Source organism: Pseudomonas fluvialis (genome assembly GCF_002835605.1).
GTDB lineage: Bacteria > Pseudomonadota > Gammaproteobacteria > Pseudomonadales > Pseudomonadaceae > Aquipseudomonas > Aquipseudomonas fluvialis.
On the sequence record NZ_PIYS01000005.1, the window covers coordinates 288,374 to 312,560 of the forward strand.

The window sequence follows — 24,187 nt, forward strand, 5'->3', positions numbered from 1 at the left end:
CAGCCTAAGCGCAGGACACCGGCAGAGACTCGCGCAGCCAGACACCCTGTACATCCAGGTGGCTGGCATAGGCCAGGAACTCGACCCCGGCGTCCCGCGCGCGGCGGCACTCGGCGGCATACGCGGGATCAATTTCCTCGGCGACCCGCACAGCATCGACCCCGCTGAGGTTGACACAGTACAGCTGCACAGCCCGTACGCCTTGCTGAGCCAGACGCGCCAGCTCGCGCAGATGCTTGCAGGCCCGCACGCTGCGCGCATCGGGAAAAGCCGCCAACGGGCTGTTGGCAAAGCCCAGGGTGACGCTCTTCACCTCGACATAGGCCGGCCCGCCGGGGTAGTCCAGACAAAAGTCCACGCGGCTGTTTTCCTCGCCAAACGGCACTTCACGACGCAGCCGGGTGAAGCCTGCCAGCTCACTGATCACCCCCTGCAGCAGCGCCTCCTCCACCAGCGCATTGGCGCGCGCGGTATTCACACAGGCCAGGCGCCCCTGCGGGGTTTCCACCAGTTCCCAGGTGCCCGGCAGTTTGCGTCGGGGGTCCTGCGAGCGACTGAACCACAAACGAGCACCTTCGCCCTGGCAGTTGAGCATCGAGCCGGTGTTGGCGCAGTGGATGGTCAGCAACTCGCCTTGCGGCGTCTCGACATCGGCCAGGAAGCGCTTGTAACGGCGCAGCAGGCGCGCTTCCTGCAAGGGCGGATCAAAGTGCATGACCTGACCACTGACGCAGACCGCGGGCAATCCGCTCGACCGCCTGTTCCAGACGCGGCAGGCTTTGCGTATAGGCAAAACGCACATGCCGGCTCGCCAGGTGCTGGCCAAAATCCAGCCCCGGGGTAAAAGCCACATGCTGCTCTTCGAGAAAATAGCGGCAGAAGGCAAAGGCATCGTCGGTGAAGGCCGAAACATCGGCATACAGATAGAACGCGCCCTGCGGTTCTACCGCGATGGCAAAACCCAGCTCGCGCAACGCAGGCAGCAAGTAGTCGCGGCGCTCGGCAAAGGCCTGGCGACGCTGCTCGAAAATCGCCTGGCTTTCATCGCTGAAGCAGGCCAGCGCCGCATATTGGGCGATGCTCGGCGCGCTGATATAGAGGTTTTGCGCCAGCTTCTCCAACTCACCCAGCGCATCGTCAGGCGCCACCAGCCAGCCGAGACGCCAGCCGGTCATGCCGAAATACTTGGAAAAGCTGTTGAGGACAAACGCCTGGTCATCCACCTGCAACACCGTATCGGCCGTGCAGCCGTAGGTCAGGCCGTGATAAATCTCATCCACCACCAGATGCCCGCCACGCGCTTTCAGCGCGCCGGACAGCGCGGCCAGCTCGTTTGCCTGCAACAGGGTGCCGGTCGGGTTGGCGGGCGAAGCAACCAGAGCCCCGACGCTGTCGGCGTTCCAGTACTGTGCCACGCTGTCTGCATCCAGCTGGTAGCGCTGCTGCGGACCGACCGGCACCAGTTGCGCACTCGCTTCGACCAGCCGCAGGAAGTGCCGGTTGCAGGGATAGCCCGGATCAGCCAGCAGCCAGTGTTTGCCCGGATCAACCAGCAAGGCAGCAGCCAGCAACAAGGCACCGCTGCCACCGGGAGTAATCAGGATGCGTTCGGCGTCGACCGACACCCCGTAGCGCTGCGCATAGAAACCGGCAATTGCTTCGCGCAGCGCCGGCAGGCCGCGGGCCGCGGTGTAGCGGGTGTGCCCGGCGGCCAGCGCCGCCTGGCCGGCACGCACAATCGGCTCGGCCGTGGAAAAGTCCGGCTCGCCGATCTCCAGATGGATCACATCATGCCCGGCCGCCTGCAACTGGTTGGCACGCGCCAACAGCGCCATGACATGGAAAGGTTCGATGGCGCGACTGCGCGCACTGTAAATCCGGGCCATTGGCCTATCCTTCAAGGATAAAACACGCGATTGTACCCAAGGCCTGCCAAAGCGGCAGCACGTGCGACATGCGGGAGTGGCATCGTTGCTAGGCTTCTGGTAAGTTCGCCCGCTCGCAGCCGCAGGGCTCGCACCGCGAGCAAGGGACACGCCCCTGCGCGATGGATTAGAGCAAGTGAGAGGCAGCCATCCATGGCCACAAAAGCAAAGCAACAAAACAGCCAACTGATTCGTGGCTTCGAACCCTACAAAGAAAAGAAGGGCGAGGAGTACATGAGCGAGGCCATGCGCGCCCACTTCACCGACATCCTCAACAAGTGGAAACTTGAGTTGATGCAGGAAGTGGATCGCACCGTGCATCACATGCAGGACGAAGCCGCCAACTTCCCCGACCCGGCCGACCGCGCCAGCCAGGAAGAAGAGTTCAGTCTTGAACTGCGCGCCCGCGACCGCGAGCGCAAACTGATCAAGAAGATTGACGAAACCCTGCAACTGATCGAAGACAACGAGTACGGCTGGTGCGACTCGTGTGGCGTCGAAATCGGCATCCGCCGCCTGGAAGCCCGTCCGACAGCGACCCTGTGCATCGACTGCAAGACCCTTGCGGAAATCAAGGAAAAGCAGCTCGGCTCCTGAGGCCACTCGCTGCAGCACGACGGGGCGCCAAGGCGCCCCGTCGGCATTTTGCAGACTGGCATGTATCTGCCACAGCCACTAGCCTGCGCGCCATGACCGACTCTGCCTACATCGGGCGTTTCGCCCCGACGCCCAGCGGCTACCTGCACTTCGGCTCGCTGGTCGCCGCCCTGGCCTCCTACCTGGATGCCCGCCATGCCGGCGGCCAGTGGCTGCTGCGCATGGAGGACCTCGACCCTCCCCGCGAGATGCCCGGCGCGCAGGCGGCCATCCTGCGCACCCTGGAAGACTACGGCTTCGAATGGGATGGTCAGGTGCTCTACCAGAGCCAGCGCCTGGCGGCCTACGCCGCAGTTGTCGAACAGCTGCTGGAACGTGGCCTGGCCTATGCCTGCACCTGCTCGCGCAAGCAACTGGAAGGCCATGCCGGCCGCTACCCCGGCACCTGCCGCACAGCCGGTCATGCCCTACAGGGTGCGGCCATCCGCCTGCGTGTCCCGGACTGCACCTACCACTTCACCGATCGCGTGCAGGGTATGTTCAGCCAGGCACTGCAAGAGGCCGGCGATTTCATCATTCGCCGCCGCGACGGCCTGTTCGCCTACCAGCTGGCAGTGGTTGTGGATGACGCCTGGCAAGGTGTGACCGATGTCGTGCGCGGCGCCGACCTGCTCGATTCCACGCCACGCCAACTCTACCTGCAACAACTGCTCGGCCTGCCGGAGCCGCGCTACCTGCACGTTCCGCTGATCATCCAGCCGGACGGACAGAAGCTGGGCAAGCGCTACCGTTCGCCACCGCTGCCCGCGCAACAGGCTGCCCCCCTGCTGCTGCGCGCCCTGCGTGCGCTCGGCCAGCAGCCTCCCGGAGCGCTGCACGACGCCATGCCGCACGAGGTGATGCGCTGGGCCATCACGCACTGGCAGGCGGCGCGCATTCCACGCTGCGCGAGCCTGGCCGAAGCACAATTGCCGTGACGACGCCACGCAGCACTCGCCAAGCCGAAGCCCAGCGCTTATAACTGGCAGCCTGCTGCCTGAGACTCATCGCTCGTCATGTACATCTATCGCCTTGTGCTGATCCTGGTGGTCGGCATCTACCTGTTCTCTCCAGCCATCATGGACTGGTGGATCGAGCCCAGCGGCGCCTGGTATCGCCCCTACCTGCTGTGGCTGATCCTCATCGTGGTAACCCTTATCCTGCAGAGCCAACGCGATGCTGACGAGCTTTGACCTCGGCCAACTGATCCTGATCAGTTGCCTCTACCTGCTAACCCTGTTCGGTGTTGCCTGGATCAGCGACCGTGGCCTGATTCCGCGCTGGATCATGCGTCATCCGCTGACCTACACCCTGTCACTGGGGGTCTACGCCAGTGCCTGGGCCTTCTACGGCACCGTAGGCATGGCCTACCAGTACGGCTATGGATTCCTGGCCAGCTTTCTCGGGGTGTCCGGTGCCTTCCTGCTGGCTCCAGTGTTGCTCTACCCGATCCTGCGCATTACCCGCACCTACCAGCTGTCCTCGCTGGCTGACCTGTTCGCCTTCCGCTTTCGCAGTAGCTGGGCCGGCGCTTTGACCACCCTGTTCATGCTGCTCGGCCTGCTGCCGCTGCTGGCCCTGCAGATCCAGGCCGTCGCCGACTCGGTAGGCATCCTCACCCGCGAACCACTGCAGGAGCGCTTTGCCCTGGGTTTCTGTGCGTTGATCACGCTGTTCACCATGTTGTTCGGCGCACGCCATATCGCCACCCGCGAGAAACACCAGGGACTGGTCTTCGCCATTGCCTTCGAATCGCTGGTCAAGCTGCTCTGCCTGGGCGCCATTGGCCTGTATGCGCTGTATGGCGTGTTCGACGGCCCGCAGGAACTGCAGGTCTGGCTGCAACAGAACCAGGCCAGCCTCAGCGAATTGCACACGCCCCTGCAGGAGGGACCATGGCGCACCCTGCTGCTGGTGTTCTTCGCCTCGGCCATCGTCATGCCGCACATGTATCACATGACCTTCACGGAGAACCTCAACCCACGCGCCATGGTCAGCGCCAGCTGGGGCCTGCCGTTGCTGCTGTTGCTGTTCAGCCTGGCGGTACCGCTGATCCTCTGGGCCAGCCTGCGCCTGGGCGCTACCACCAACCCGGAATACTTCACCCTGGGCCTGGGCATGGCACTGGATAATGATCTGCTGGCCCTGGTCGCCTACGTCGGCGGCCTGTCTGCCGCCAGCGGCCTGATCATCGTCTCGACCCTGTCACTGTCCGGCATGGTGCTCAATCACCTGGTGCTGCCGCTGTACCAGCCACCTGCTGGCGGCAACATCTATCGCTGGCTGAAATGGACACGTCGCCTGCTGATCATTGCCATCATCATGGCCGGCTATGGCTTCTACCTGCTGCTGGCGGCCGAACAGGACCTGGCCAATCTGGGCATCGTCGCCTTCGTGGCCACACTACAGTTTCTCCCCGCCACCCTCTCCGTCCTCTACTGGCCCAGCGCCAATCGCCGCGGTTTCATCGCCGGCCTGCTCACCGGTATCGCCCTGTGGCTGGTCAGCATGCTGCTGCCGCTGATCACGGAACTGCAAAGCCTGCACCTGGCCGATTACACCCTGCACCTGGACAGTAACAACTGGCACCTCGCCGCCATCGCCTCACTGGCCGCCAACGTCACGGTGTTCACCCTGGTTTCGCTGTTCAGCCGCAGCAGCGCCGAGGAACAAAGCGCCGCCGACGCCTGCACCGTGGATAACGTTCGTCGCCCGCAGCGACGCGAACTGCTGGCCAATTCGCCGCAGGAATTCGCTGCGCAACTGAGCAAGCCACTGGGCGCCATCACCGCTCAGCGCGAAGTCGAGCAGGCCCTGCAGGACCTGCAACTGCCGTTCGACGAGCGCCGCCCCTACGCCCTGCGCCGTCTGCGCGACCGCCTGGAAGCCAACCTGTCCGGCTTGATGGGGCCCAGCGTGGCACAGGACATGATCGAAACCTTCCTGCCCTACAAATCCGGCAGCGAAAGCTACGTCAGCGAAGACATCCACTTCATTGAAAGCCGCCTGGAGGACTATCAGTCGCGCCTCACCGGCCTGGCCGCCGAACTGGACAGCCTGCGCCGCTACCACCGGCAAACCCTGCAGGAACTGCCCATGGGGGTCTGCTCACTGGCCAAGGACCAGGAAATCCTCATGTGGAACCGCGCCCTGGAGCAACTCACCGGAATATCTGCGCAACGCGTGGTCGGCTCGCGGCTGGGCAGCCTGGAAGCGCCCTGGCGCAACCTGCTGGAAGAGTTCAGCCGACAGAGCGAGCCGCACCGCCACAAGCAGCGCCTGAGTGTCGATGGCCAGGCACGCTGGCTGAACCTGCACAAGGCGGCCATTGAGGAACCACTGGCTCCCGGCAACAGCGGCCTGGTAATCCTCGTCGAGGACGTCACCGAAACCCGTCTGCTGGAAGATCGCCTGGCCCACTCCGAGCGACTAGCCAGCATTGGCCGCCTGGCCGCCGGCGTGGCCCATGAAATCGGCAACCCCATTACCGGCATCGCCTGCCTGGCGCAGAACCTGCGTGAAGAGCGGGAGGGCGATGCGGAGATCAACGAAATCAGCAGCCAAGTCATCGAGCAGACCCGCCGGGTGTCACGCATCGTCCAGTCGCTGATGAACTTTGCCCATGCCGGCGGCCGCCAGCAAAGCAGCGAGCCGGTGTGCCTGGCCGCAGTCACCGAGGAAGCCATTGCCCTGCTCTCGCTCAACCGACATGCCGTGGACGTCGAATTCCGCAACCAGTGCGACCCACAACACTGGGTGGATGGCGACTCGCAACGCCTGGCGCAGGTCATCATCAACCTGCTGAGCAACGCCCGCGATGCCTCGCCCGCCGGCGGGCTGATCCGCATCAGCAGCCAGGCCAGCGAGCACAGCGTGGAGTGGCTGGTGGAAGATCAGGGCAGCGGGATTCCCAAGGCGATTCTCCAGCAGGTTTTCGAGCCCTTCTTCACCACCAAGGACCCTGGCAAAGGCACCGGGCTCGGCCTGGCGCTGGTCTATTCAATCGTGGAAGAGCATTATGGACAGATCAGCATCGACAGCCCGGTCGATCCGCACAGCGGGCGTGGCACACGCCTGCGGATCAGCCTGCCGCGCCATGTCGACACGACGTCCCCAGCGAACTAGCAGGCCGTAACCAGGCCGCCAGACCGTCGAGAGAAACGCATTGATGTCACACATCCTCATCGTCGAAGACGAAACCATCATCCGCTCGGCCCTGCGCCGTCTGCTGGAGCGCAACCAGTATCAGGTCAGCGAGGCAGGCTCGGTACAGGAAGCCCAGGAGCGCTTCAACATCCCCGGATTCGACCTGGTGGTCAGTGACCTGCGCCTGCCGGGCGCGCCCGGCACCGAACTGATCAAGTTGGCCCAGGGCACCCCGGTGCTGATCATGACCAGTTATGCCAGTCTGCGTTCGGCCGTGGACTCGATGAAAATGGGTGCCGTCGATTACATCGCCAAACCCTTCGACCACGACGAAATGCTCCAGGCCGTGGCGCGTATCCTCAGCGAACGCCAGCGCGGCGAGCGCGGCCCAACCAGCGTCGAACAGTCCTCCTCGCCCACTGGCACACCGCCCAGCCAGGCCACTGGCGAGCTGGGCATCATCGGTTCCTGCGCGCCCATGCAGGAGCTGTACAACAAGATTCGCAAAGTAGCCCCCACCGACTCCAACGTACTGATCCAGGGCGAGTCGGGCACCGGCAAGGAACTGGTGGCACGCGCCCTGCACAACCTGTCACGGCGAGCCAAAGCGCCACTGATTTCGGTGAACTGCGCCGCCATTCCGGAAACCCTCATCGAATCCGAGCTGTTCGGCCATGAAAAAGGCGCCTTTACCGGAGCCAGCGCCGGCCGGGCCGGCCTGGTCGAGGCCGCCGATGGTGGCACCCTGTTCCTTGACGAGATCGGCGAACTGCCTCTGGAGGCGCAGGCCCGCCTGCTGCGGGTGCTCCAGGAAGGCGAGATCCGCCGGGTCGGTTCAGTACAGTCACAGAAAGTCGATGTGCGCCTGATCGCCGCGACCCACCGCGACCTCAAGGCCCTGTCGAAGATCGGCCAGTTCCGCGAAGACCTCTACTACCGGCTGCATGTGATATCTCTGCGCCTCCCCCCGCTGCGCGAACGCGGCAATGACGTGCTGGAAATCGCACAATCTTTCCTCGCCCGGCAATGTCAGCGCATGGAGCGTGAACCCCTGCATTTTGCCAGCGAAGCCGAACAGGCGATTCGCCAGTACAGCTGGCCGGGTAACGTGCGGGAACTGGAGAACGCCATTGAACGCGCGGTGATTCTTTGCGAAGGCCCGCAGATTTCCACCGAACTGCTGGGTATCGATATCGAGCCGGATCTCGAAGTCGACGGCGATCCTTTCGCCAACAGCGCGGCCGCCGTCAGCCTGGAGCCCAGTGAAGACCTGTCGCTGGAGGATTACTTCCAGCACTTCGTGCTCGAGCACCAGGATCACATGACCGAGACCGAACTGGCCCGCAAGCTGGGCATCAGTCGCAAGTGCTTGTGGGAGCGCCGCCAGCGCCTGGGTATTCCGCGCCGCAAGAGCGCAGCGGGCAGCGAATAATCCGCAACCAGCCTGTTACCCACAAGCCGAGACGTAACAGAACCGGGGCTTACGGTAACGAGGCCCCGGTTTTTTTATGCTCATTCAGTAATGACAAAAACATAACTCATTGTTTTAAAATAAAAAACAAAAACTGGCACAGCAAATGCTTTATGTCAGGCACAACAACAAGAAGAACCGCACACCCATAACAAGAACAACACGCAACGACTCCAGCACAACAAGAACAACAAGGCGGAGGCGCAGCTAACTGATTCTTTTGGAGAGGGTTGGTCGGCCAGGGAATCCCGGCAGCAGTCCGAGAACAATAAAACTGCCTCAAGGCAGCGCCCGAACTGCAAAGAGCCTTGGCTCCGAGATCCACCAGCGACCAAAGCAATCCGTTTGCTCTTACCCCTCGATCTGAGGGCTGTCCCAGGTCACAAGCCAGTGGGACCGGGTCAAACAACAAGAAAAGCAAGCCCACGACAATAATAACAATAGAGCACGCAGTGATTTGAGGGGGAGCCTAGGCTCCCCCTTGTGCTTCCTGGACTACCCACTTCGTTCACCCTGCCGGCGAGCGGTGCTAGAATCCGCGGCACTTCTGCGGTCAAGCCTGTAAACGGCCGCCTCATTCGCCACACAGTGCCCCCCATGCTGAAAAAGCTGATCCAGTCTTTGCGTTCACCACGGAAACGCCAGCCCCATCCACGCACCACGCCGCTGGTGCTCAGCAAGCGCCAGCATCCGCTGGGGCGCCAGCAGATCAGTCGTAACGCGCTGAGCGTGATCGAACGACTGCAGCACTCCGGTTACCAGGCCTATGCCGTGGGTGGCTGTGTGCGCGACCTGCTGCTCGGCCTGCCCCCCAAGGACTTCGATGTAGCGACCAGCGCCACCCCGGAACAGGTACGCGCGGCGTTTCGCAATGCCCGGGTGATCGGCCGGCGCTTCAAGCTGGTGCACGTGCACTTTGGCCGCGAAATCATCGAAGTAGCGACCTTCCGCGCCGGCCATGTCGAGCAGGCACGCCCCGACAACCAGCAGTCGGCGCATCACGAAAGCGGACGCATCCTGCGCGACAACGTCTACGGCACCCTCGAAGAAGACGCCGAGCGCCGCGACTTCACCATCAACGCGCTGTATTACGACCCGGGCAGCGAGCGCATCCTCGACTACGCGCATGGTGTCCACGACATTCGCAATCAGCTGATTCGCCTGATCGGCAACCCCGAGCAACGCTACCAGGAAGACCCGGTACGCATGCTGCGCGCGGTACGCTTTGCCGCCAAGCTGGACTTCGACATCGAGCGGCACACCGCCGCCCCGATTCGCCGCCTCGCCCCCTTGTTGCGCGACATTCCTGCGGCACGACTGTTCGAGGAAGTACTCAAGCTGTTCCTCAGTGGCCAGGCCGAGATCACCTTCGACCTGCTCTGCCAGTACGACCTGTTCGCCCCGCTGTTCCCGGCCAGCGCCAAGGCGCTGCAGCGCAACCCGCGCTACAGCGAGGCACTGATTCGCCAGGCACTGATCAATACCGACCAGCGTATTGCCGAGGGCAAACCGGTCACCCCGGCCTTCCTGTTCGCCGCCCTGCTCTGGCCGGCACTGGCACCGCGCGCGGCACAACTGCAGGAGCGCGGCCTGCCGGCCAGCGTGGCCTTGCAGGATGCGGCTCAGGAACTGGTCATAGAGCAATGCAAGCACACCGCCGTACCCAAGCGTTTCACCATCCCCATGCGGGAAATCTGGGACATGCAGGAACGCCTGCCTCGGCGCAGCGGCAAGCGTGCCGACCTGTTGCTGGAGAATCCGCGTTTCCGCGCCGGCTACGACTTCCTGCTCCTGCGCGAAAGTGCCGGCGAGCAGACCGATGGCCTGGGCGAATGGTGGACGCTCTACCAGGAGGCCAGCGACAGCCAGCGGCGCCAGATGATTCGCCAGCTAGGCCAGCGCGACAGTGCCACGCCAGATGAGCCCGCCAGTGCCGCACCACGCAAACGCCGCCGTGGCGGCAAGCGGCGACGCGGGCCACGTAGCGAGCAGGCAGGCGAGTAAGGTGCCACAGGTATACATCGGCCTGGGCAGCAACCTTGCCCAGCCCCTGGCACAACTGCGCGATGCCTGTCAGGCGCTGGCCAGATTGCCCGACAGTCAATTGCTGGCTCTGTCTTCGGCCTATGCCAGCGACCCACTCGGCCCGCCCGACCAGCCCCGCTACCTGAATGCCGTGGCCTGCCTGCACACCCAACTGCCCCCACTAGCGCTGCTCGACGCCCTGCAAGGCATCGAGCAGGCCCACGGCCGTCAACGCAAGGCGGAGCGCTGGGGGCCGCGCACCCTCGACCTGGATATCCTGCTGTATGGCGAACAGCGTATCGACCTGCCACGCCTGCAGGTACCGCACTACCACATGCACGCCCGCGCCTTCGTGCTCTATCCGCTGGCAGAGATCGCCGGGGAACTGATCCTGCCCGACGGACGGCGGCTGACCGAACTGCTCGCACAGTGCCCTTACCAGGGCCTGGAGCGCCTGGAAGAGCGCCTGCTCGACGAGGTAACGGCGTAACACCGGGGTAACACCCGCAATTGACTTGGCGCCCCCCCATCTGGACTATAGGCGTCCCGTTGCCCCGAGCCCCGTGCCGGCGGCGCCGATGAGGACGAGAAAAATGCCCGCTGTAACCCTGAGCACCCTGCAGGCGCTCAAGCAAAAAGGCGAAAAAATCGCCATGCTCACGGCCTACGATGCCACGTTCGCCCAACTGGCCTGCCAGGCCGGGGTCGATGTGCTGCTGATTGGCGACTCACTGGGCATGGTAGTGCAAGGCCATGACAGCACACTGCCGGTCAGCCTGGCCGACATGGTTTATCACACCGCCGCCGTCAAACGTGGCAACCAGGGCGCGCTGATTCTCAGCGACCTGTCGTTCATGAGCTACGCCAGCCTGGAACAGACCTACGCCTCCTGCGCAGCGTTGATGCAGGCCGGCGCGCACATGGTCAAACTGGAAGGCGCCGCCTGGCTGGCCGAGCCGATCAGCCGCCTGGCCGAACGCGGCGTACCGGTCTGCGCACATCTTGGCCTGACTCCGCAGTCGGTCAATGTGTTCGGCGGTTACAAGGTGCAGGGACGCAGCGAAGCCCAGGCGCGCCAACTGCTCGCCGATGCCATGGCCCTGGAGCAGGCCGGCGCGGCGATGCTGCTGCTGGAGTGCGTGCCCAGCGCACTGGCCGCCGAAATCAGCCGCGCCGTACAGATCCCGGTAATCGGTATTGGTGCCGGCGTGGATACCGATGGCCAGGTATTGGTCATGCACGACCTGCTGGGCCTGTCGCTATCCGGGCGCACGCCGAAATTCGTGAAGAACTTCATGAGCGGCCAGGACAGCCTGCTCGGCGCCTTCAGCGCCTATGTCCGCGCGGTCAAGGCCGCCGAGTTCCCTGCCGCCGAACACGGATTCTCCGCATGATCACCGTCAAGAGCCTGCGCGAACTGCGCGCCGCCGTCAGCCGTGCCCGCAGCGAGGGCAAGCGTATCGCCCTGGTACCCACCATGGGCAACCTGCACGCCGGGCACATCGCTCTCGTGGAAAAAGCCACCCAGCGCGCTGATTTCGTGGTCGCCAGCATCTTCGTCAACCCGTTGCAGTTCGGCGCCAACGAAGACCTCGACAAATACCCACGCACCCTGGTCGCCGATCAGGAAAAGCTGGTCGGCGCAGGTTGTCACCTGCTGTTCACCCCTGATGTCGAGGAAGTCTACCCGGACGGCATGCAGCAGCAGACACGCGTCAGCGTGCCGCTGGTTTCCGAAGGTTTGTGCGGCGCCAGTCGCCCTGGACACTTCGAGGGCGTGGCCACAGTGGTCTGCAAGCTGTTCAACATGGTGCAACCCGACCTGGCGCTATTCGGCGAAAAGGACTTCCAGCAACTGGCGGTCATTCGCAAGCTGGTGCGCGACCTCAACCTACCCATCCAGGTCATGGGCGAGCCCACCGTGCGTGCCGCCGACGGCCTCGCGCTGTCGTCACGCAACGGTTATCTGAACGAAAGCCAACGCGCCCTGGCGCCCCTGCTGTATCGCACCCTGCAGCAACTGGCCGAAGAGATCCGTCGCCAGCCGTCTGCGCAGTCCACTCTGCTGGCTGCCGCCCGCCAGCAACTTGAGGATGCAGGGCTGCGCCCCGACTACATGGAGCTGCGTGAGGCCGTCCGGCTGCGCGAGGTACAGGACAGCGATCGCCAACTGGTCCTGCTCGCCGCCGTATACCTGGGCACAACCCGACTGATCGACAACCTGCAGTTCAGTCTCGACTGAATCCCTGCGTGCTGCGCTTGATCGGCGCAGCCCCCTTAGGCACACTCTGCCGCCGCCGCGTCCCGAGGAGGAAAACGCCATGCACGCCATCATGCTTAAGGCCAAGCTGCACCGCGCCGAAGTCACCCACGCCGTGCTCGACTACGAAGGCTCCTGCGCCATCGACGGGCAATGGCTGGACCTGGCCGGCATCCGCGAATACGAACAGATCCAGATCTACAACGTCGACAATGGCGAGCGTTTCACCACCTATGCCATCCGTGGCGAGGAAGGCTCGCGGATCATTTCGGTCAATGGCGCCGCGGCACACAAGGCGAAGGTAGGCGACCGGGTGATCATCTGCGCCTATGCCCACTACAGCGAAGCCGAACTGGAGCACTTCCAGCCGCGCATGCTGTACATGGCGCCCGGCAACGAGCTGAGCCACACCAGCAACGCGATTCCCGTGCAGCTCGCCTGAAACCCGGCAACTGCGGTTAGAATCAGGCCCGGTCAGCACCGGGCCTTTTTCTGCCCGGGCATTTCCCGCAGGACATAAGGACTTTGCCGGCATGGCGCATTTTCTCAACCCCGTGGACATCACCGCCCTGCCCGCCTGGCCGGCCCTGCATGCGCAGCGCCAGGCCATGCAGCATTTCAACCTGCGCGAAGCCTTCGCCAGCGATGCGCAGCGCTTCGAGCGCTACTCCCTGGAAAGCTGCGGACTGTTTCTCGACTACTCGAAGAACCTGATCGACGAGCAGAGCCTCGCGCTGCTCCTGCAACTGGCCGAGCAGGCTGGCTTGCCCCAAGCCATCGGCGCGCTGTTCGAGGGTGCCGAGGTCAATACCTCGGAACGCCGCCCGGCGCTGCACACGGCCCTGCGCCGCCCGGTTGGCCAGCCGCTGTACCTGCAGGGCACGGACCTCATGCCGCAGGTCCATCAGGTGCTGCAGCAGATGACCGAACTGGTCGCACGCATCCATAACGGGCTGTGGCGCGGCTACAGCGAGCAGGCCATCACCGACGTGGTCAACATCGGTATCGGCGGCTCGTTCCTCGGACCGCAACTGGTTTCCGAAGCGCTCCAGCCGTTCAACCAGAAGGGCGTGCACTGTCACTACCTGGCCAACATCGATGGCAGCGAGTTCCGCGAAGTCACCGCCCAGCTGAATGCCGCCACCACCCTGTTCATCGTTTCCAGCAAGTCCTTCTCGACCCTGGAGACCCTGAAGAATGCCGAGGCGGCACGCGCCTGGTACTTCGCCCAGGGGGGCAGCGAAAGCGGCCTGCACCGGCACTTTGTCGCCGTCACCAGCCACCCGCAGGCGGCCATCGACTTTGGCATGCGTGCCGAGAACATCTTCCCGCTGTGGGACTGGGTGGGCGGACGCTACTCGCTGTGGTCGGCCATCGGCCTGCCCATTGCCCTGACCATCGGCATGTCCAACTTCAAGGAACTGCTGGCCGGCGCGTACTGCATGGACCAGCATTTTCTGCAGGCGCCGCTGGCCCGCAACATGCCGGTACTGCTGGCCCTGCTGGGCCTGTGGTATGGCAGCTTCTGGGGCGCTCAGAGCCATGCGATCCTGCCCTACGACTATTACCTGCGCAATTTCACCGACCACCTGCAGCAACTCGACATGGAATCCAACGGCAAGTCGGTACGCCAGGACGGCAGCCCGCTGCACACGCCGAGCGGCCCGGTGATCTGGGGGGGCGTGGGCTGCAACGGCCAGCATGCCTACCACCAGTTGCTGCACCAGGGTACGCCGCTGATTCCCGCCGACTTCATCGTGCCGGTGGTCAGCCATCAGCCGCTGGCCGATCACCACCAGTGGCTGTATGCCAACTGCCTGTCGCAGAGCCAGGCGCTGATGCACGGCAAGACCCTCGCCGAGGCCGCCGCCGAACTGCGCGCCCAGGGCCTGGACGAGCAGGACGTACAACGCCTGGCCCCGCACAAGGTGATTCCCGGCAACCGGCCGAGCAACACGCTGATTCTGGAGCGCGTCAGCCCGCGCCGCCTCGGCGCACTGATCGCCCTCTACGAACACAAGGTCTATGCACAGAGCGTGCTGTGGGGCATCAATGCCTTCGACCAGTGGGGCGTAGAACTGGGCAAGCAGCTGGGACGTCAGGTCTATCAGCACCTACAGGGCCAGGACAGTGGACAGCCACTGGATGCCTCCACGGCCGGCCTGGTGAGTTTCTTCCGTAACCGCCATCGCGGCTGAACTGGCCGCTCTAGCGCGGCTATGCCAAGATGGCCGGTGTTTTCGGCCCACCCTGCCCGCACCCGGGCGCAGAGGAGAATTGCATGCAAGACGTCGTCATCGTAGCCGCCAGCCGTACCGCCATTGGCAGCTTCCAGGGTTCACTGGCGAATGTCGCCGCCGTAGACCTGGGCGCCGCGGTCATCCGCCGCCTGCTGGAGCAAACCGGGCTGGAGGCGGCCCAGGTTGACGAGGTAATCCTCGGCCACGTACTGACCGCCGGCGCCGGGCAGAACACCGCTCGCCAGGCCGCGCTCAAGGCCGGCCTGCCGCACGCCGTACCGGCCCTCACCCTAAACAAGGTCTGTGGCTCCGGCCTCAAGGCCCTGCACCTGGCCGCCCAGGCGATTCGTTGCGGTGACGCCGAGGTGGTAATCGCCGGTGGCATGGAAAACATGAGCCAGGCGCCCTATGTCATGCCCGCCGCACGCACCGGCCAGCGCATGGGCCACGGCAAGCTGATCGACACGATGATCCAGGACGGCCTGTGGGACGCCTTCAACGACTACCACATGGGCATCACCGCCGAGAACCTGGTGGACAAGTACGCCATCAGCCGCGAGGAGCAGGATGCCTTCGCCGCCGCCTCGCAGCAGAAGGCCGTGGCCGCCATCGAAGCCGGGCGCTTCGCCGATGAAATCACCCCGATCCTCATCCCCTCGCGCAAAGGCGAGCCGGTCAGCTTCGCCAGCGACGAGCAGCCGCGCGCCGGCACCACAGCCGAGTCGCTGGCCAAGCTCAAGCCGGCCTTCAAGAAGGATGGCAGTGTTACCGCCGGCAACGCTTCCAGCCTCAACGACGGCGCCGCTGCCGTGCTGCTGATGAGCGCAAGCAAGGCCCAGGCCCTCGGCCTGCCGGTACTGGCGCGCATTGCCGCCTACGCCAATGCCGGCGTCGATCCGGCAATCATGGGCATCGGCCCGGTCGGCGCCACCCAGCGCTGCCTGAGCAAGGCTGGCTGGCAACTGGCCGACCTCGACCTGATCGAAGCCAACGAAGCCTTCGCCGCCCAGGCCCTGGCCGTAGGCAAGGAGCTGGGCTGGGATGCCACCAAGGTCAACGTCAACGGCGGCGCCATCGCCCTCGGCCACCCCATTGGCGCCTCCGGCTGTCGCGTACTGGTGACCCTGCTGCACGAGATGATCAAGCGCGACGCCAAGAAGGGCCTGGCCACGCTGTGCATCGGCGGCGGTCAGGGTGTCGCACTGGCCATCGAGCGCAGCTGATCCTGGCGCAATACGCCACAGCGCAGCCCTGTAGCACAGAAGCGAGCCCTGCTCGCGAATAGGTGTAGCGCTCAGAAGCTGCGCTGATCACCAAGTAACGCCGGCCTGGAGCCGGCGTTTTTCTTGGTAGACTGCGCACCCTTTCATTTCGAGACGCCGCGCATGTCCTCTCTCGACCAGGCGCTGCGCGCCGCCCTTGATGCCCGCCGGCCGCTGCTGGCCGAACTGCACCAACAACAGACCGATTGCTATCGGCTGTTCCACGGCAGCCAGGAAGGCCAGCCCGGCCTGACCGTGGATCGCTATGGCAGCCAGCTGCTGGTGCAGAGTTTCCACCAGCCACTGACCCGCGAAGCCCTGCTGGACCTGCATGCCCTGTGCTGCGCACAACTCGCCAGCCCGTTGCAGCTGGTTTACAACGACCGTAGCGCTGGCAACTCGCGTATCGACCGGCGTGACAGCGTGTACAGCGCCAGCGCCGAGGCGCTGGCCGATCAGCAGGGTCAGGAATGGGGCATCCACTACCGGGTGCGCGGCCGGCATGCCGGGCAGGATCCGCTGCTGTTCCTCGATCTGCGCCAGGCACGTGCCTGGGTCAAGGCCAACAGCGCCGGGCAACGCGTGCTCAACTTGTTCGCCTACACCTGTGGTGTCGGCCTGTGTGCCGCCGCCGGTGGCGCCCGCGAGGTGGTCAACCTCGACTTTGCCGAGGGCAACCTGCAGGTTGGCCGGGAGAATGCCCAACTCAACCCGCACTTGCCGGCCATGCAGTTCGTGCAGTCCGACTATTTTCCGGCCATCCGCCAGTGGGCCGGCCTGCCCCTGGCGCGGCGCCGCGGCCAGGCCCTGCCGGCTTACCCGCGCCTGGAACAACGCAAGTTTGATATGGTGTTCCTCGATCCGCCGGCCTGGGCGCGCAGTGCCTTCGGCACGGTGGACCTGCTGCGCGACTATCAGAGCCTGCTCAAACCGGCGATCCTCACCACGGCACGTGACGGCATCCTGGTCTGCAACAACAACCTGGCCAAGGTAGCCTTCAGCGACTGGCTGGAACAGGTATTGCGCTGCGCCAGCAAACTGGGGCGCCCGGTGCGCGACTGGCAACAACTACTGCCAGCCGCTGACTTTCCCTCGCACGACGCTCAACCGCCGCTGAAGACGCTCATTCTGCGCTTCTGATCATTCGTCGCCCGGCCCAGGCGTGCCATACTCGAGCGAGCTGGCATGCCAGCGCGTTTATGCATGAGTCACACAGGCCGTTCGCCATGCCCAAAGGATTGACCCGCGCCCTGCGCGCGCTTGCCGTAACCCTCACCCTCTACAGCCTGCTGGGCTTTCTGCTGATTCCCGGTCTGGCCCTGCGCCTGATCAACCAGCAGCTCAGCCTGCAGGCCAGCGAAGCTGCCAGTCTGCAACGCCTGCAGCTCAATCCCTTCACCCTGGAAGTACAGGCCTGGGGGCTACGTATCGGCACACCCGAGCAGGAGCCGATTCGTCTCGAGCAGCTGTATGCCGACCTGCAATGGAGCAGCCTGTGGCAAGGTCGCCTGCACCTAGGTGAAGTACGCCTGCAGCAGCCGCAGATTGCCGTAGCCTTTGCCGCGGACGGTCAACTCAATCTGGCACAGCTGTTCAAACCCGGCCCGACCAGCGAGCCGCCCAGCGAATCCGCTGACAGCCCCATGCCCGCAATACGTCTGGAGCGTCTAGCCATCCGCCAGGGCGCCCTGGCCTTCGCCGACCAGCGCCTCGCCGAACCCATTGCCCTGGACTACCAGGACCTCGATCTGCAGCTGCTGCACCTCGACACACGCGCCACGGAGCACGCCGCACTGCAGCTCAGCGCCCAGGGAGCGCAAGGTGGCAAGCTCGACTGGCAGGGTACGCTGCAGCTGCAACCGCTGCAGTCCAGCGGCCAGCTCAGCCTGCGCGATGTGCAACTGCAGGCGCTCTGGCCTTATGTCCGCGAACATCTGCCGCTGAAGCTGAAGGGCGGAGAACTACAGGTAGCCGCTCAGTACACTCTGGATCTCAGCCAGGGCACCGACCTGCGCCTGCAACAGCTGCATACCCGCCTGAACGCCCTGGCCCTGCACAGCGACAGCGACCAGCCCCTGCTCAAGCTGGCCAGCCTGGAATTGCACGATGGACAACTGGACCTGGCCAAGCAGCAGCTGCACCTCGGGCGTATCGACAGCCAGGCACTGCAAGCCTGGCTAAGCCGCGAAGCCGACGGCCAGCTGAACTGGCAGAAATTGCTGGCTCAACCGCCTGGCCGCACGACGCCCGCTGCGCCGCCCGCAGCAACGCCGCCAAACGAGTCCAGTGAAACGGCTGAAACAAGTAGCCAGCCCTGGCATATCCAGGTCAAGGCGCTTGACCTACGCGACTACCAGCTGCACCTCGCCGACCGCACCGTCAACCCGCCGTTGGCTCTGGAGCTGAGCCAGCTGCAACTGAGCCTGCAGAACTTCGACAGCCGCTCAGCCCAAGCCTTCCCGGTCAGCCTGCAGAGCCAGGTCGGCAAACAGGGCCGCCTCAAAAGCAGTGGCCAGATACAACTGCAACCCCTGGCCGTGGAGCTGACCATCGATGCCCAGCAGCTCGATCTACGCCTGGCCCAGGGCTATCTCAATCCGTATGTGCGCCTTGAGCTGCGCAGCGGCCTGCTCGGCAGCCAGCTGCAGGTCAGCCTGCGCGACGGCACGCCCCTGCAACTGCAGGTACGCGGCGCCGCGCAGGTCGAGCAACTGCACAGCCTCGACAAGCTCAAGGGACGCGATTTCGTACGCTGGAAAAAACTCAACCTCGACGGCCTGGATTACCAGCACGGCGAGCACCTGCACATCGCCAGCGTCGACCTGCAACAGCCCTATGTGCGCTTCATCATCAATGAAGACCGCACGACCAACCTGGGTGAACTGCTGATACCCCAGCCCGCCAGCGCGCCTCCCGCAGCCGCCCCGGGCAGCCCCCTGGCCCTGCGCATCGGCGGTATCGCCATCAACGACGGCTCGGCAAACTTTGCCGACTTCAGCCTGATGCCCAGCTTCGCCACCGCCATCCAGCAGTTGCACGGACGCATTGGTACGCTCGACAGCCAGCGCAACAGTGCCGCCCGAGTGGATATCAGCGGCAAGGTCGACAAATATGCGCCGGTAAGCATCAAGGGCCAGCTCACCCCCTTCGACCCGCTGGCCAAACTGGACATCGCTACCCAGTTCAAGCGCGTCGAACTGACCACCCTGACCCCCTACTCCGGCAAGTTCGCCGGCTACCGCATTCGCAAGGGCCGGCTCAACCTCGACCTGCACTACCGCATCGAACAGGGCAAGCTGAATGCCGACAACGCTGTGGTGCTGGAGCAGCTGCAACTGGGCGAGAAAGTCGACAGCCCGGATGCCGTCGACCTGCCCATCCGTCTGGCCGTGGCCCTGCTCAAGGATACCGAAGGCAAGATCGAGATCCGCCTACCCGTGCAGGGCGATCTGAACAACCCCGAGTTCAGTGTCATGCCGATCGTCTGGCAGACCCTGCGCAACCTGGTCTTGCGCGCTGCCCAGGCGCCCTTCAAGTTCGTCGCCGGCCTGGTCGGCGGCAACAACGCCGACCTCAGTGTGGTGCCCTTCGCCTCCGGCAGCCAGCAACTGGATGGTGCAGCCCAGGACAATCTACGCACGCTGGGCAAGGCGCTGCAGGACCGCCCGGCATTGCGCCTGGAAATCGAAGCGCTGGCCAGCACGGCCGCCGACGGCCCGCACGTCGCTGCAGCCCGCCTGGAGCGCGAATACCAGTACACTTGGTACCGTCTCCTGCAACGGCGTGGTGAGCGAGTGCCCGCCTCGGCACGTGAACTGCAGGTTCCCGAAGACGACAAGCCGGCGCTGCTGGAAGGCATCTACCGCGCGCGCCTCAAGCAACAGCCCCCAGCGGCCTGGCGCGAGCTAGACGATGAGCAACGCACTGCGCAACTGCGCCAGGCCCTGCTGCAACACTGGCAAGACAGCAACCTGCTACTGCGCCAACTGGCACAGACCCGTGCTACCGCCATCAAGGACTTCCTGGTCAGTGAAGCCGGCCTGGAAGACAGCCGCGTCTACCTGCTCGACGTCAGCGTCGAAGCCGGCGAGCCCGAGCGGGCCAGCGAAACCCGCCTGCATCTGGATAGCCTATGAACCACTACCGTGCGCTACCTCACCTAGCCCTCACCCTTCTGCTGCTGAGCGGCGCCAGCCTGCCAGCGCAGGCCGACAGCCTGCGCTGCGGCAGCAGCCTGGTAAGCGAGGGTGATCGCAAGTTCGAAGTACTACAGGCCTGCGGCGAGCCGCGCTACCGCGACCCGGTAGGCTATACCCTCGGCCCTTACGAGCGCCGCGAGCTGCTGATCGAGGAATGGGTGTACGGCCCGAACAACGGCATGCTCAATATCCTGACCTTCGAAGGTAACCGCCTGGTGCGCATCGAACGCAAGAGGAACCGCTGAGATGTCGCCCCGCCACCTGCTGAGCCTGGTTTTGTTGCTGGGCAGTCCCGCACTGCTCCAGGCCGCCTCCACCCACCGCTGCGGCAACCAGCTGGTCAGCCTGGACGACAGCAGCCATGAAGTACACAGCAAGTGCGGCGAACCCAACAGCCGCGACCCGCTGGGCTACCGGGAACGCCGCGACGACTACGGTTTCCTTCACGAAGTGGCCGTCGAGGAATGGAGCTACGGGCCGTACAATGGCATGTACTACTTCCTGCGTTTCGAGGGTAACCGCCTGGTGCGCATCAGCAGCCGGCGTGGCCGCTGACGCGCCGCCCGTCACGCCTGGCGCAGGTGCACCACGCGCTGCGGAAAGGGGATCTCGATACCGGCCGCAGCCAGACGCTGCTGGGCCTGCTCGGTAAAGGCAAACAGCACTGGCCAGTAGTCCGGCGAATTGACCCACAGGCGCAACGACAGGTTGATGGCACTGTCGCCCAGCGCGGTTACCACCACCTGTGGCGAGGGATCACGCAGCACCCTGCTGTCCTCGGCCACCGCCAGCAACACGCTGCGGGCCTGCTGCACATCGCTACCGTAGGCAATGCCCAGGTTGATGTCCACACGACGGGTCGGCTGCCGCGAGTGGTTGATGATCACCCCGTTGGACAGGCTGCCATTCGGCAATACCAGCAGTTTGTTGTCGGCACTGCGCAGCGTCGTGTGGAAGATCTGGATACTGTCCACCGTACCACTGACCCCCTGTGCCTCAATCCACTCCCCCACCCGGAAAGGGCGAAACAGCAGAATCAACACCCCGCCGGCAAAATTGCCCAGGCTGCCCTGCAACGCCAGGCCGATAGCTAGGCCGGCGGCACCGATCACGGCAATGAACGACGTGGTCTCCACGCCGATCATCGAGGCCACGCTAACCAGCAGCAGGACCTTGAGCAGGATGTTCGCCAGGCTACCGATAAAACCATGCAGGGTTGGGTCCACCTGACGCGACTGCAGCAAATTGCCGACCCGTCGGGTCAAACCGTTGACCAGCCACCAGCCCACCGTCAGGGTCAGCAAAGCCAGCAGCAACTGTCCGGCATATTGCATGACAACCGGCAACCAGGCCTCCGAGCGATCCAGCCAGTGTTCCAGTTGTTGCACGTTCATCTCCATGCCTACCTCCTTGGTTTGCCACAAAAAAAAGACGTCGCCTGGCGCAACCAGGCGACGTCCATTGTCCGACCCGTGACAAGCCACCGGGTTCCCCCGGCGCTGCGCATCAGTCGCGGAAGTTGTTGAACTGCAAGGGCATCCCCAGGCTTTGCGTGCGCAGCAGGGCAATCACTTCCTGCAGCTCATCGCGTTTCTTGCCGGTCACCCGCACCTGCTCACCCTGAATGGCCGCCTGCACCTTGATCTTCGAGTCCTTGATCAACGCGACGATCTTTTTCGCCAGCTCCTTGTCGATCCCCTCGCGCAGCAGCGCCTCCTGCTTCATGACCTTGCCCGAGGCATAGGCGTCCTTGACTTCCAGGCACTGACAATCGATCTTGCGTTTGATCAGGCTGCCGCGCAGGATGTCGAGCACCTGCTCAAGCATGAACTCGGCCTCGGCGGTAATCGTCACGGTCTTGTCCTTGTGCTCCAGGCTGCATTTGCCACGCAGGTCGAAGCGCCGCTCCAGTTCCTTGACAGCGTTGTCCACGGCATTGGTAACCTCGTGCTTGTCCAGTTCGGACACCACGTCGAACGAAGGCATGAAAACTCTCCTGATAAACGGTACGAAGCCCATCACGGATGGGGCGTACCTGGCTTGACGATAAAAAGGCCGGCTCATTATAACTGAGCCTCCCAAAACACTGCGGATTCGGCAGCATGCCACCTCATGATCCGCTCCGCCTCAGCGACCAGCGAGACACGCATGCCCAATCCTCAACTCAGCATCCTGGTGGTGGACGACGCCAAGTTCTCCAGCGCCATGATCGGCCGCAGCCTGCGCCAGGCCGGCTACCAGGACATCCGCTTTGCCCACAGCGCGGCCGATGCCCTGCAGCAGCTGGAACAGCGCCCGGCCAGCGTGCTGCTCGCCGACTGGCTGATGCCGGAAACCGACGGCCTGCAACTGACCGCCCAGGTACGCCAGCTCGACGAAAGCATCAATCACTACACCTATGTCATCCTGCTCACCGGCAAGGAAGGCGACAACGCCCTCAGCGAAGCCTTCGACCACGGTGTCGACGACTTCATCAACAAGGGCCAGATGAACGAGCAGTTGCTACCCCGGGTCTTTGCCGCTGATCGCCTGTGCAACACCCTGCAGCGCCTGCTCATCGAAAACCGCCTGCTCACCCAGAACATCGCCAGCCTCGAACAGCGCAATCTGGTCGACCCACTGACCGGGCTGGGCAATGCCCGCCTGCTGCAACAGCGCCTGCAGGACAGCCTGCGCCAGGTCGACACCCGCGGCGGCGCCGTATGCTTCCTGCTGGTCGCCCTGCAGGGCGTGGACAACCTGCGCCTGCAACATGGCCCTGCCTATCTACAGGAACTGCAGCGTGGCGTGGCCCGCCGCCTGCAGCAACTGGTCCGCCCGCTGGATGTGCTGGCGCGCCTGGACGACGAGCACTTTGCCGTCATCACCCTGCTGGAAAACCTCCAGGAATGCTCGCCGACCAGCTTCAAGCGCCTGCATGAGGGGCTCAATCTCAAGGCCTTCAAGACCAGCGAAGGCTTCGTCAGCGTCAAGGCGGCCATCGCTCTGGTCGGCATGGACGGCAAGGCGCTACCGATCAATGCCGAGCAACTGTTCGCCGAAGCCCGCCAGTTGCTTCCGGAAGCCATTGCCAGCGGCCGCATGGCTGCCACCCGCCTGCCTCACTGAATGACCTGGTATATCCTCGGAGCCGGCAGCCTGGGCAGTCTGTGGGCCTGTCGCCTGGCCCGTTCCGGATTGCCAGTGGGCCTGCTGCTGCGCGACCGGCAACGCCTGGCCGACTATCAGCGTGCCGGCGGGCTGACCCTGGTCGAGCACGGCCAGGCGCAGCATTACCGCCTCCCCGCGCACAGCGTGACGGACAGCCCGCCCATCCAGCGCCTGCTACTGGCCTGCAAGGCTTATGACGCGCCAGCAGCGGCACGCCAACTGGCCCCACGTCTGCAACCTGGCGCCGAATTGATCCTCCTGCAGAACGGCCTGGGCAGTCAGCAGGCCGTTGCCGACAGCCTGCCCGGTGTACGCTGCCTGGCCGCGTCGAGTACCGAAGGGGCCTTCCGCCAGGCAGATTTCCAGGTGGTATTTGCCGGCCAGGGGCATACCTGGCTGGGCGACCTGCGCGGCGCCAGTGCGGCGCCCAGCTGGCTGGCAGAGCTGCAGCAGGCCGGCATTGCCCACAGCTGGAGCGACGACATCCTCAGTCGACTGTGGCGCAAGCTGGCCATCAACTGCGCCATCAATCCACTCAGCGTGCTGCACGACTGCCGCAATGGCCAGCTGCGCGACCATCAGGAGGCGCTGCAGACCCTCTGTCAGGCCCTCCAGCAGTTACTCCAGGCCTGCGGGCAAAGCAGCGCCGCCCAGGGCCTGCTGGCAGAAGTCATGCAAGTGATCGCCGCCACCGCCGCCAATTTCAGTTCGATGCACCAGGACGTCAGCCAGGGCCGGCGCACCGAGACCGATTACCTGCTCGGCTATGCCTGCCAGCAGGCGCGCCTGCACGGACTGCACCTAGCGGTACTGGAAGACCTCCTGCAACGCCTGCAGGAGCGTCAGGCAGCAGCCCGCGCCTAGGCTGGCGGC

22 protein-coding genes are annotated in these 24,187 nt (G+C 64.3%); 18 read left to right on the forward strand and 4 right to left on the reverse strand.

The genetic code is table 11. The features are described 5' to 3' along the window. Positions 1 to 4 precede the first annotated feature (4 nt). Both sfsA and CW360_RS05295 read right to left on the reverse strand, forming a co-directional pair. Entirely contained in the window at positions 5 to 715 is a 711-nt protein-coding gene (sfsA, locus tag CW360_RS05290) for a DNA/RNA nuclease SfsA (protein WP_093985156.1), read from the reverse strand. Beyond that, the gene (locus CW360_RS05295; protein ID WP_101192979.1) at positions 705 to 1,886 is read right to left on the reverse strand and encodes a pyridoxal phosphate-dependent aminotransferase; all 1,182 of its coding nucleotides are present in this window, start codon (positions 1,884 to 1,886) and stop codon (positions 705 to 707) included. Before CW360_RS05295 ends, sfsA begins: the two co-directional genes overlap by 11 nt. Before the next feature lie 192 nt (positions 1,887 to 2,078). Here CW360_RS05295 and dksA point away from each other — a divergent pair, with 192 nt between their 5' ends. The 16 genes from dksA to CW360_RS05375 all read left to right on the forward strand — a co-directional run bounded on the left by dksA (position 2,079) and on the right by CW360_RS05375 (position 20,719). Further along, a complete protein-coding gene (gene dksA / locus CW360_RS05300; RefSeq protein ID WP_093985158.1) occupies positions 2,079 to 2,522 on the forward strand; it encodes an RNA polymerase-binding protein DksA in 444 nt (147 codons plus the stop codon). 92 nt (positions 2,523 to 2,614) lie between these two features. Then, the gene (gluQRS, locus tag CW360_RS05305; protein ID WP_101192980.1) at positions 2,615 to 3,499 is read left to right on the forward strand and encodes a tRNA glutamyl-Q(34) synthetase GluQRS; all 885 of its coding nucleotides are present in this window, start codon (positions 2,615 to 2,617) and stop codon (positions 3,497 to 3,499) included. A gap of 78 nt (positions 3,500 to 3,577) precedes the next feature. After that, complete coding sequence (locus CW360_RS05310; protein WP_093985232.1) at positions 3,578 to 3,754, forward strand: hypothetical protein; 177 nt, start codon at positions 3,578 to 3,580, stop codon at positions 3,752 to 3,754. After that, positions 3,738 to 6,686, forward strand: coding sequence for a sensor histidine kinase (locus CW360_RS05315; protein WP_101192981.1), 2,949 nt, complete (start codon positions 3,738 to 3,740; stop codon positions 6,684 to 6,686). Before CW360_RS05310 ends, CW360_RS05315 begins: the two co-directional genes overlap by 17 nt. Before the next feature lie 43 nt (positions 6,687 to 6,729). Continuing rightward, entirely contained in the window at positions 6,730 to 8,139 is a 1,410-nt protein-coding gene (locus CW360_RS05320; RefSeq protein WP_101192982.1) for a sigma-54-dependent transcriptional regulator, read from the forward strand. Between the two features lie 636 nt (positions 8,140 to 8,775). Beyond that, a complete protein-coding gene (locus CW360_RS05325) occupies positions 8,776 to 10,182 on the forward strand; it encodes a polynucleotide adenylyltransferase PcnB (protein ID WP_093985162.1) in 1,407 nt (468 codons plus the stop codon). A gap of 1 nt (position 10,183) precedes the next feature. Beyond that, positions 10,184 to 10,693 carry a 2-amino-4-hydroxy-6-hydroxymethyldihydropteridine diphosphokinase gene (gene folK, locus CW360_RS05330; RefSeq protein WP_170307360.1) on the forward strand — a complete coding sequence of 170 codons (510 nt, stop codon included), beginning with the start codon at positions 10,184 to 10,186 and terminating at the stop codon, positions 10,691 to 10,693. 103 nt (positions 10,694 to 10,796) lie between these two features. Beyond that, on the forward strand, positions 10,797 to 11,597 hold the full coding sequence (gene panB, locus CW360_RS05335) for a 3-methyl-2-oxobutanoate hydroxymethyltransferase (protein ID WP_101192984.1): 801 nt from the start codon (positions 10,797 to 10,799) through the stop codon (positions 11,595 to 11,597). After that, positions 11,594 to 12,445, forward strand: coding sequence for a pantoate--beta-alanine ligase (gene panC / locus CW360_RS05340; RefSeq protein WP_101192985.1), 852 nt, complete (start codon positions 11,594 to 11,596; stop codon positions 12,443 to 12,445). The genes panB and panC overlap by 4 nt, the downstream gene beginning before the upstream one ends. Positions 12,446 to 12,524: 79 nt before the next feature. Next, the gene (gene panD / locus CW360_RS05345) at positions 12,525 to 12,905 is read left to right on the forward strand and encodes an aspartate 1-decarboxylase (protein WP_093985166.1); all 381 of its coding nucleotides are present in this window, start codon (positions 12,525 to 12,527) and stop codon (positions 12,903 to 12,905) included. Positions 12,906 to 12,996: 91 nt separating this feature from the next. Continuing rightward, positions 12,997 to 14,661, forward strand: a complete 1,665-nt coding sequence (gene pgi / locus CW360_RS05350; protein WP_101192986.1) for a glucose-6-phosphate isomerase — start codon at positions 12,997 to 12,999, stop codon at positions 14,659 to 14,661. Between the two features lie 83 nt (positions 14,662 to 14,744). Then, the gene (locus tag CW360_RS05355; RefSeq protein ID WP_101192987.1) at positions 14,745 to 15,926 is read left to right on the forward strand and encodes an acetyl-CoA C-acetyltransferase; all 1,182 of its coding nucleotides are present in this window, start codon (positions 14,745 to 14,747) and stop codon (positions 15,924 to 15,926) included. A 162-nt stretch (positions 15,927 to 16,088) separates the two neighbouring features. Then, positions 16,089 to 17,105, forward strand: a complete 1,017-nt coding sequence (locus CW360_RS05360) for a class I SAM-dependent rRNA methyltransferase (RefSeq protein WP_093985169.1) — start codon at positions 16,089 to 16,091, stop codon at positions 17,103 to 17,105. Positions 17,106 to 17,164: 59 nt separating this feature from the next. Next, a complete protein-coding gene (locus CW360_RS05365; protein WP_483878455.1) occupies positions 17,165 to 20,101 on the forward strand; it encodes a DUF748 domain-containing protein in 2,937 nt (978 codons plus the stop codon). After that, a complete protein-coding gene (locus CW360_RS05370; RefSeq protein WP_093985171.1) occupies positions 20,098 to 20,409 on the forward strand; it encodes a DUF2845 domain-containing protein in 312 nt (103 codons plus the stop codon). Before CW360_RS05365 ends, CW360_RS05370 begins: the two co-directional genes overlap by 4 nt. Before the next feature lies 1 nt (position 20,410). Beyond that, on the forward strand, positions 20,411 to 20,719 hold the full coding sequence (locus tag CW360_RS05375; RefSeq protein WP_093985172.1) for a DUF2845 domain-containing protein: 309 nt from the start codon (positions 20,411 to 20,413) through the stop codon (positions 20,717 to 20,719). An 11-nt stretch (positions 20,720 to 20,730) separates the two neighbouring features. On the opposite strand, the gene CW360_RS05380 is transcribed toward CW360_RS05375, so the two are convergent. Continuing rightward, positions 20,731 to 21,564: a mechanosensitive ion channel family protein gene (locus tag CW360_RS05380; protein WP_093985173.1), complete on the reverse strand. Its 834-nt coding sequence runs from the start codon at positions 21,562 to 21,564 to the stop codon at positions 20,731 to 20,733. Positions 21,565 to 21,670: 106 nt separating this feature from the next. Further along, entirely contained in the window at positions 21,671 to 22,150 is a 480-nt protein-coding gene (locus tag CW360_RS05385; RefSeq protein ID WP_101192989.1) for a YajQ family cyclic di-GMP-binding protein, read from the reverse strand. 162 nt (positions 22,151 to 22,312) lie between these two features. Here CW360_RS05385 and CW360_RS05390 point away from each other — a divergent pair, with 162 nt between their 5' ends. Both CW360_RS05390 and CW360_RS05395 read left to right on the forward strand, forming a co-directional pair. Next, positions 22,313 to 23,272, forward strand: a complete 960-nt coding sequence (locus CW360_RS05390) for a GGDEF domain-containing response regulator (RefSeq protein ID WP_093985175.1) — start codon at positions 22,313 to 22,315, stop codon at positions 23,270 to 23,272. Then, positions 23,273 to 24,178, forward strand: a complete 906-nt coding sequence (locus CW360_RS05395) for a putative 2-dehydropantoate 2-reductase (protein ID WP_093985176.1) — start codon at positions 23,273 to 23,275, stop codon at positions 24,176 to 24,178. It begins immediately after the preceding gene. Positions 24,179 to 24,187 lie beyond the last annotated feature (9 nt).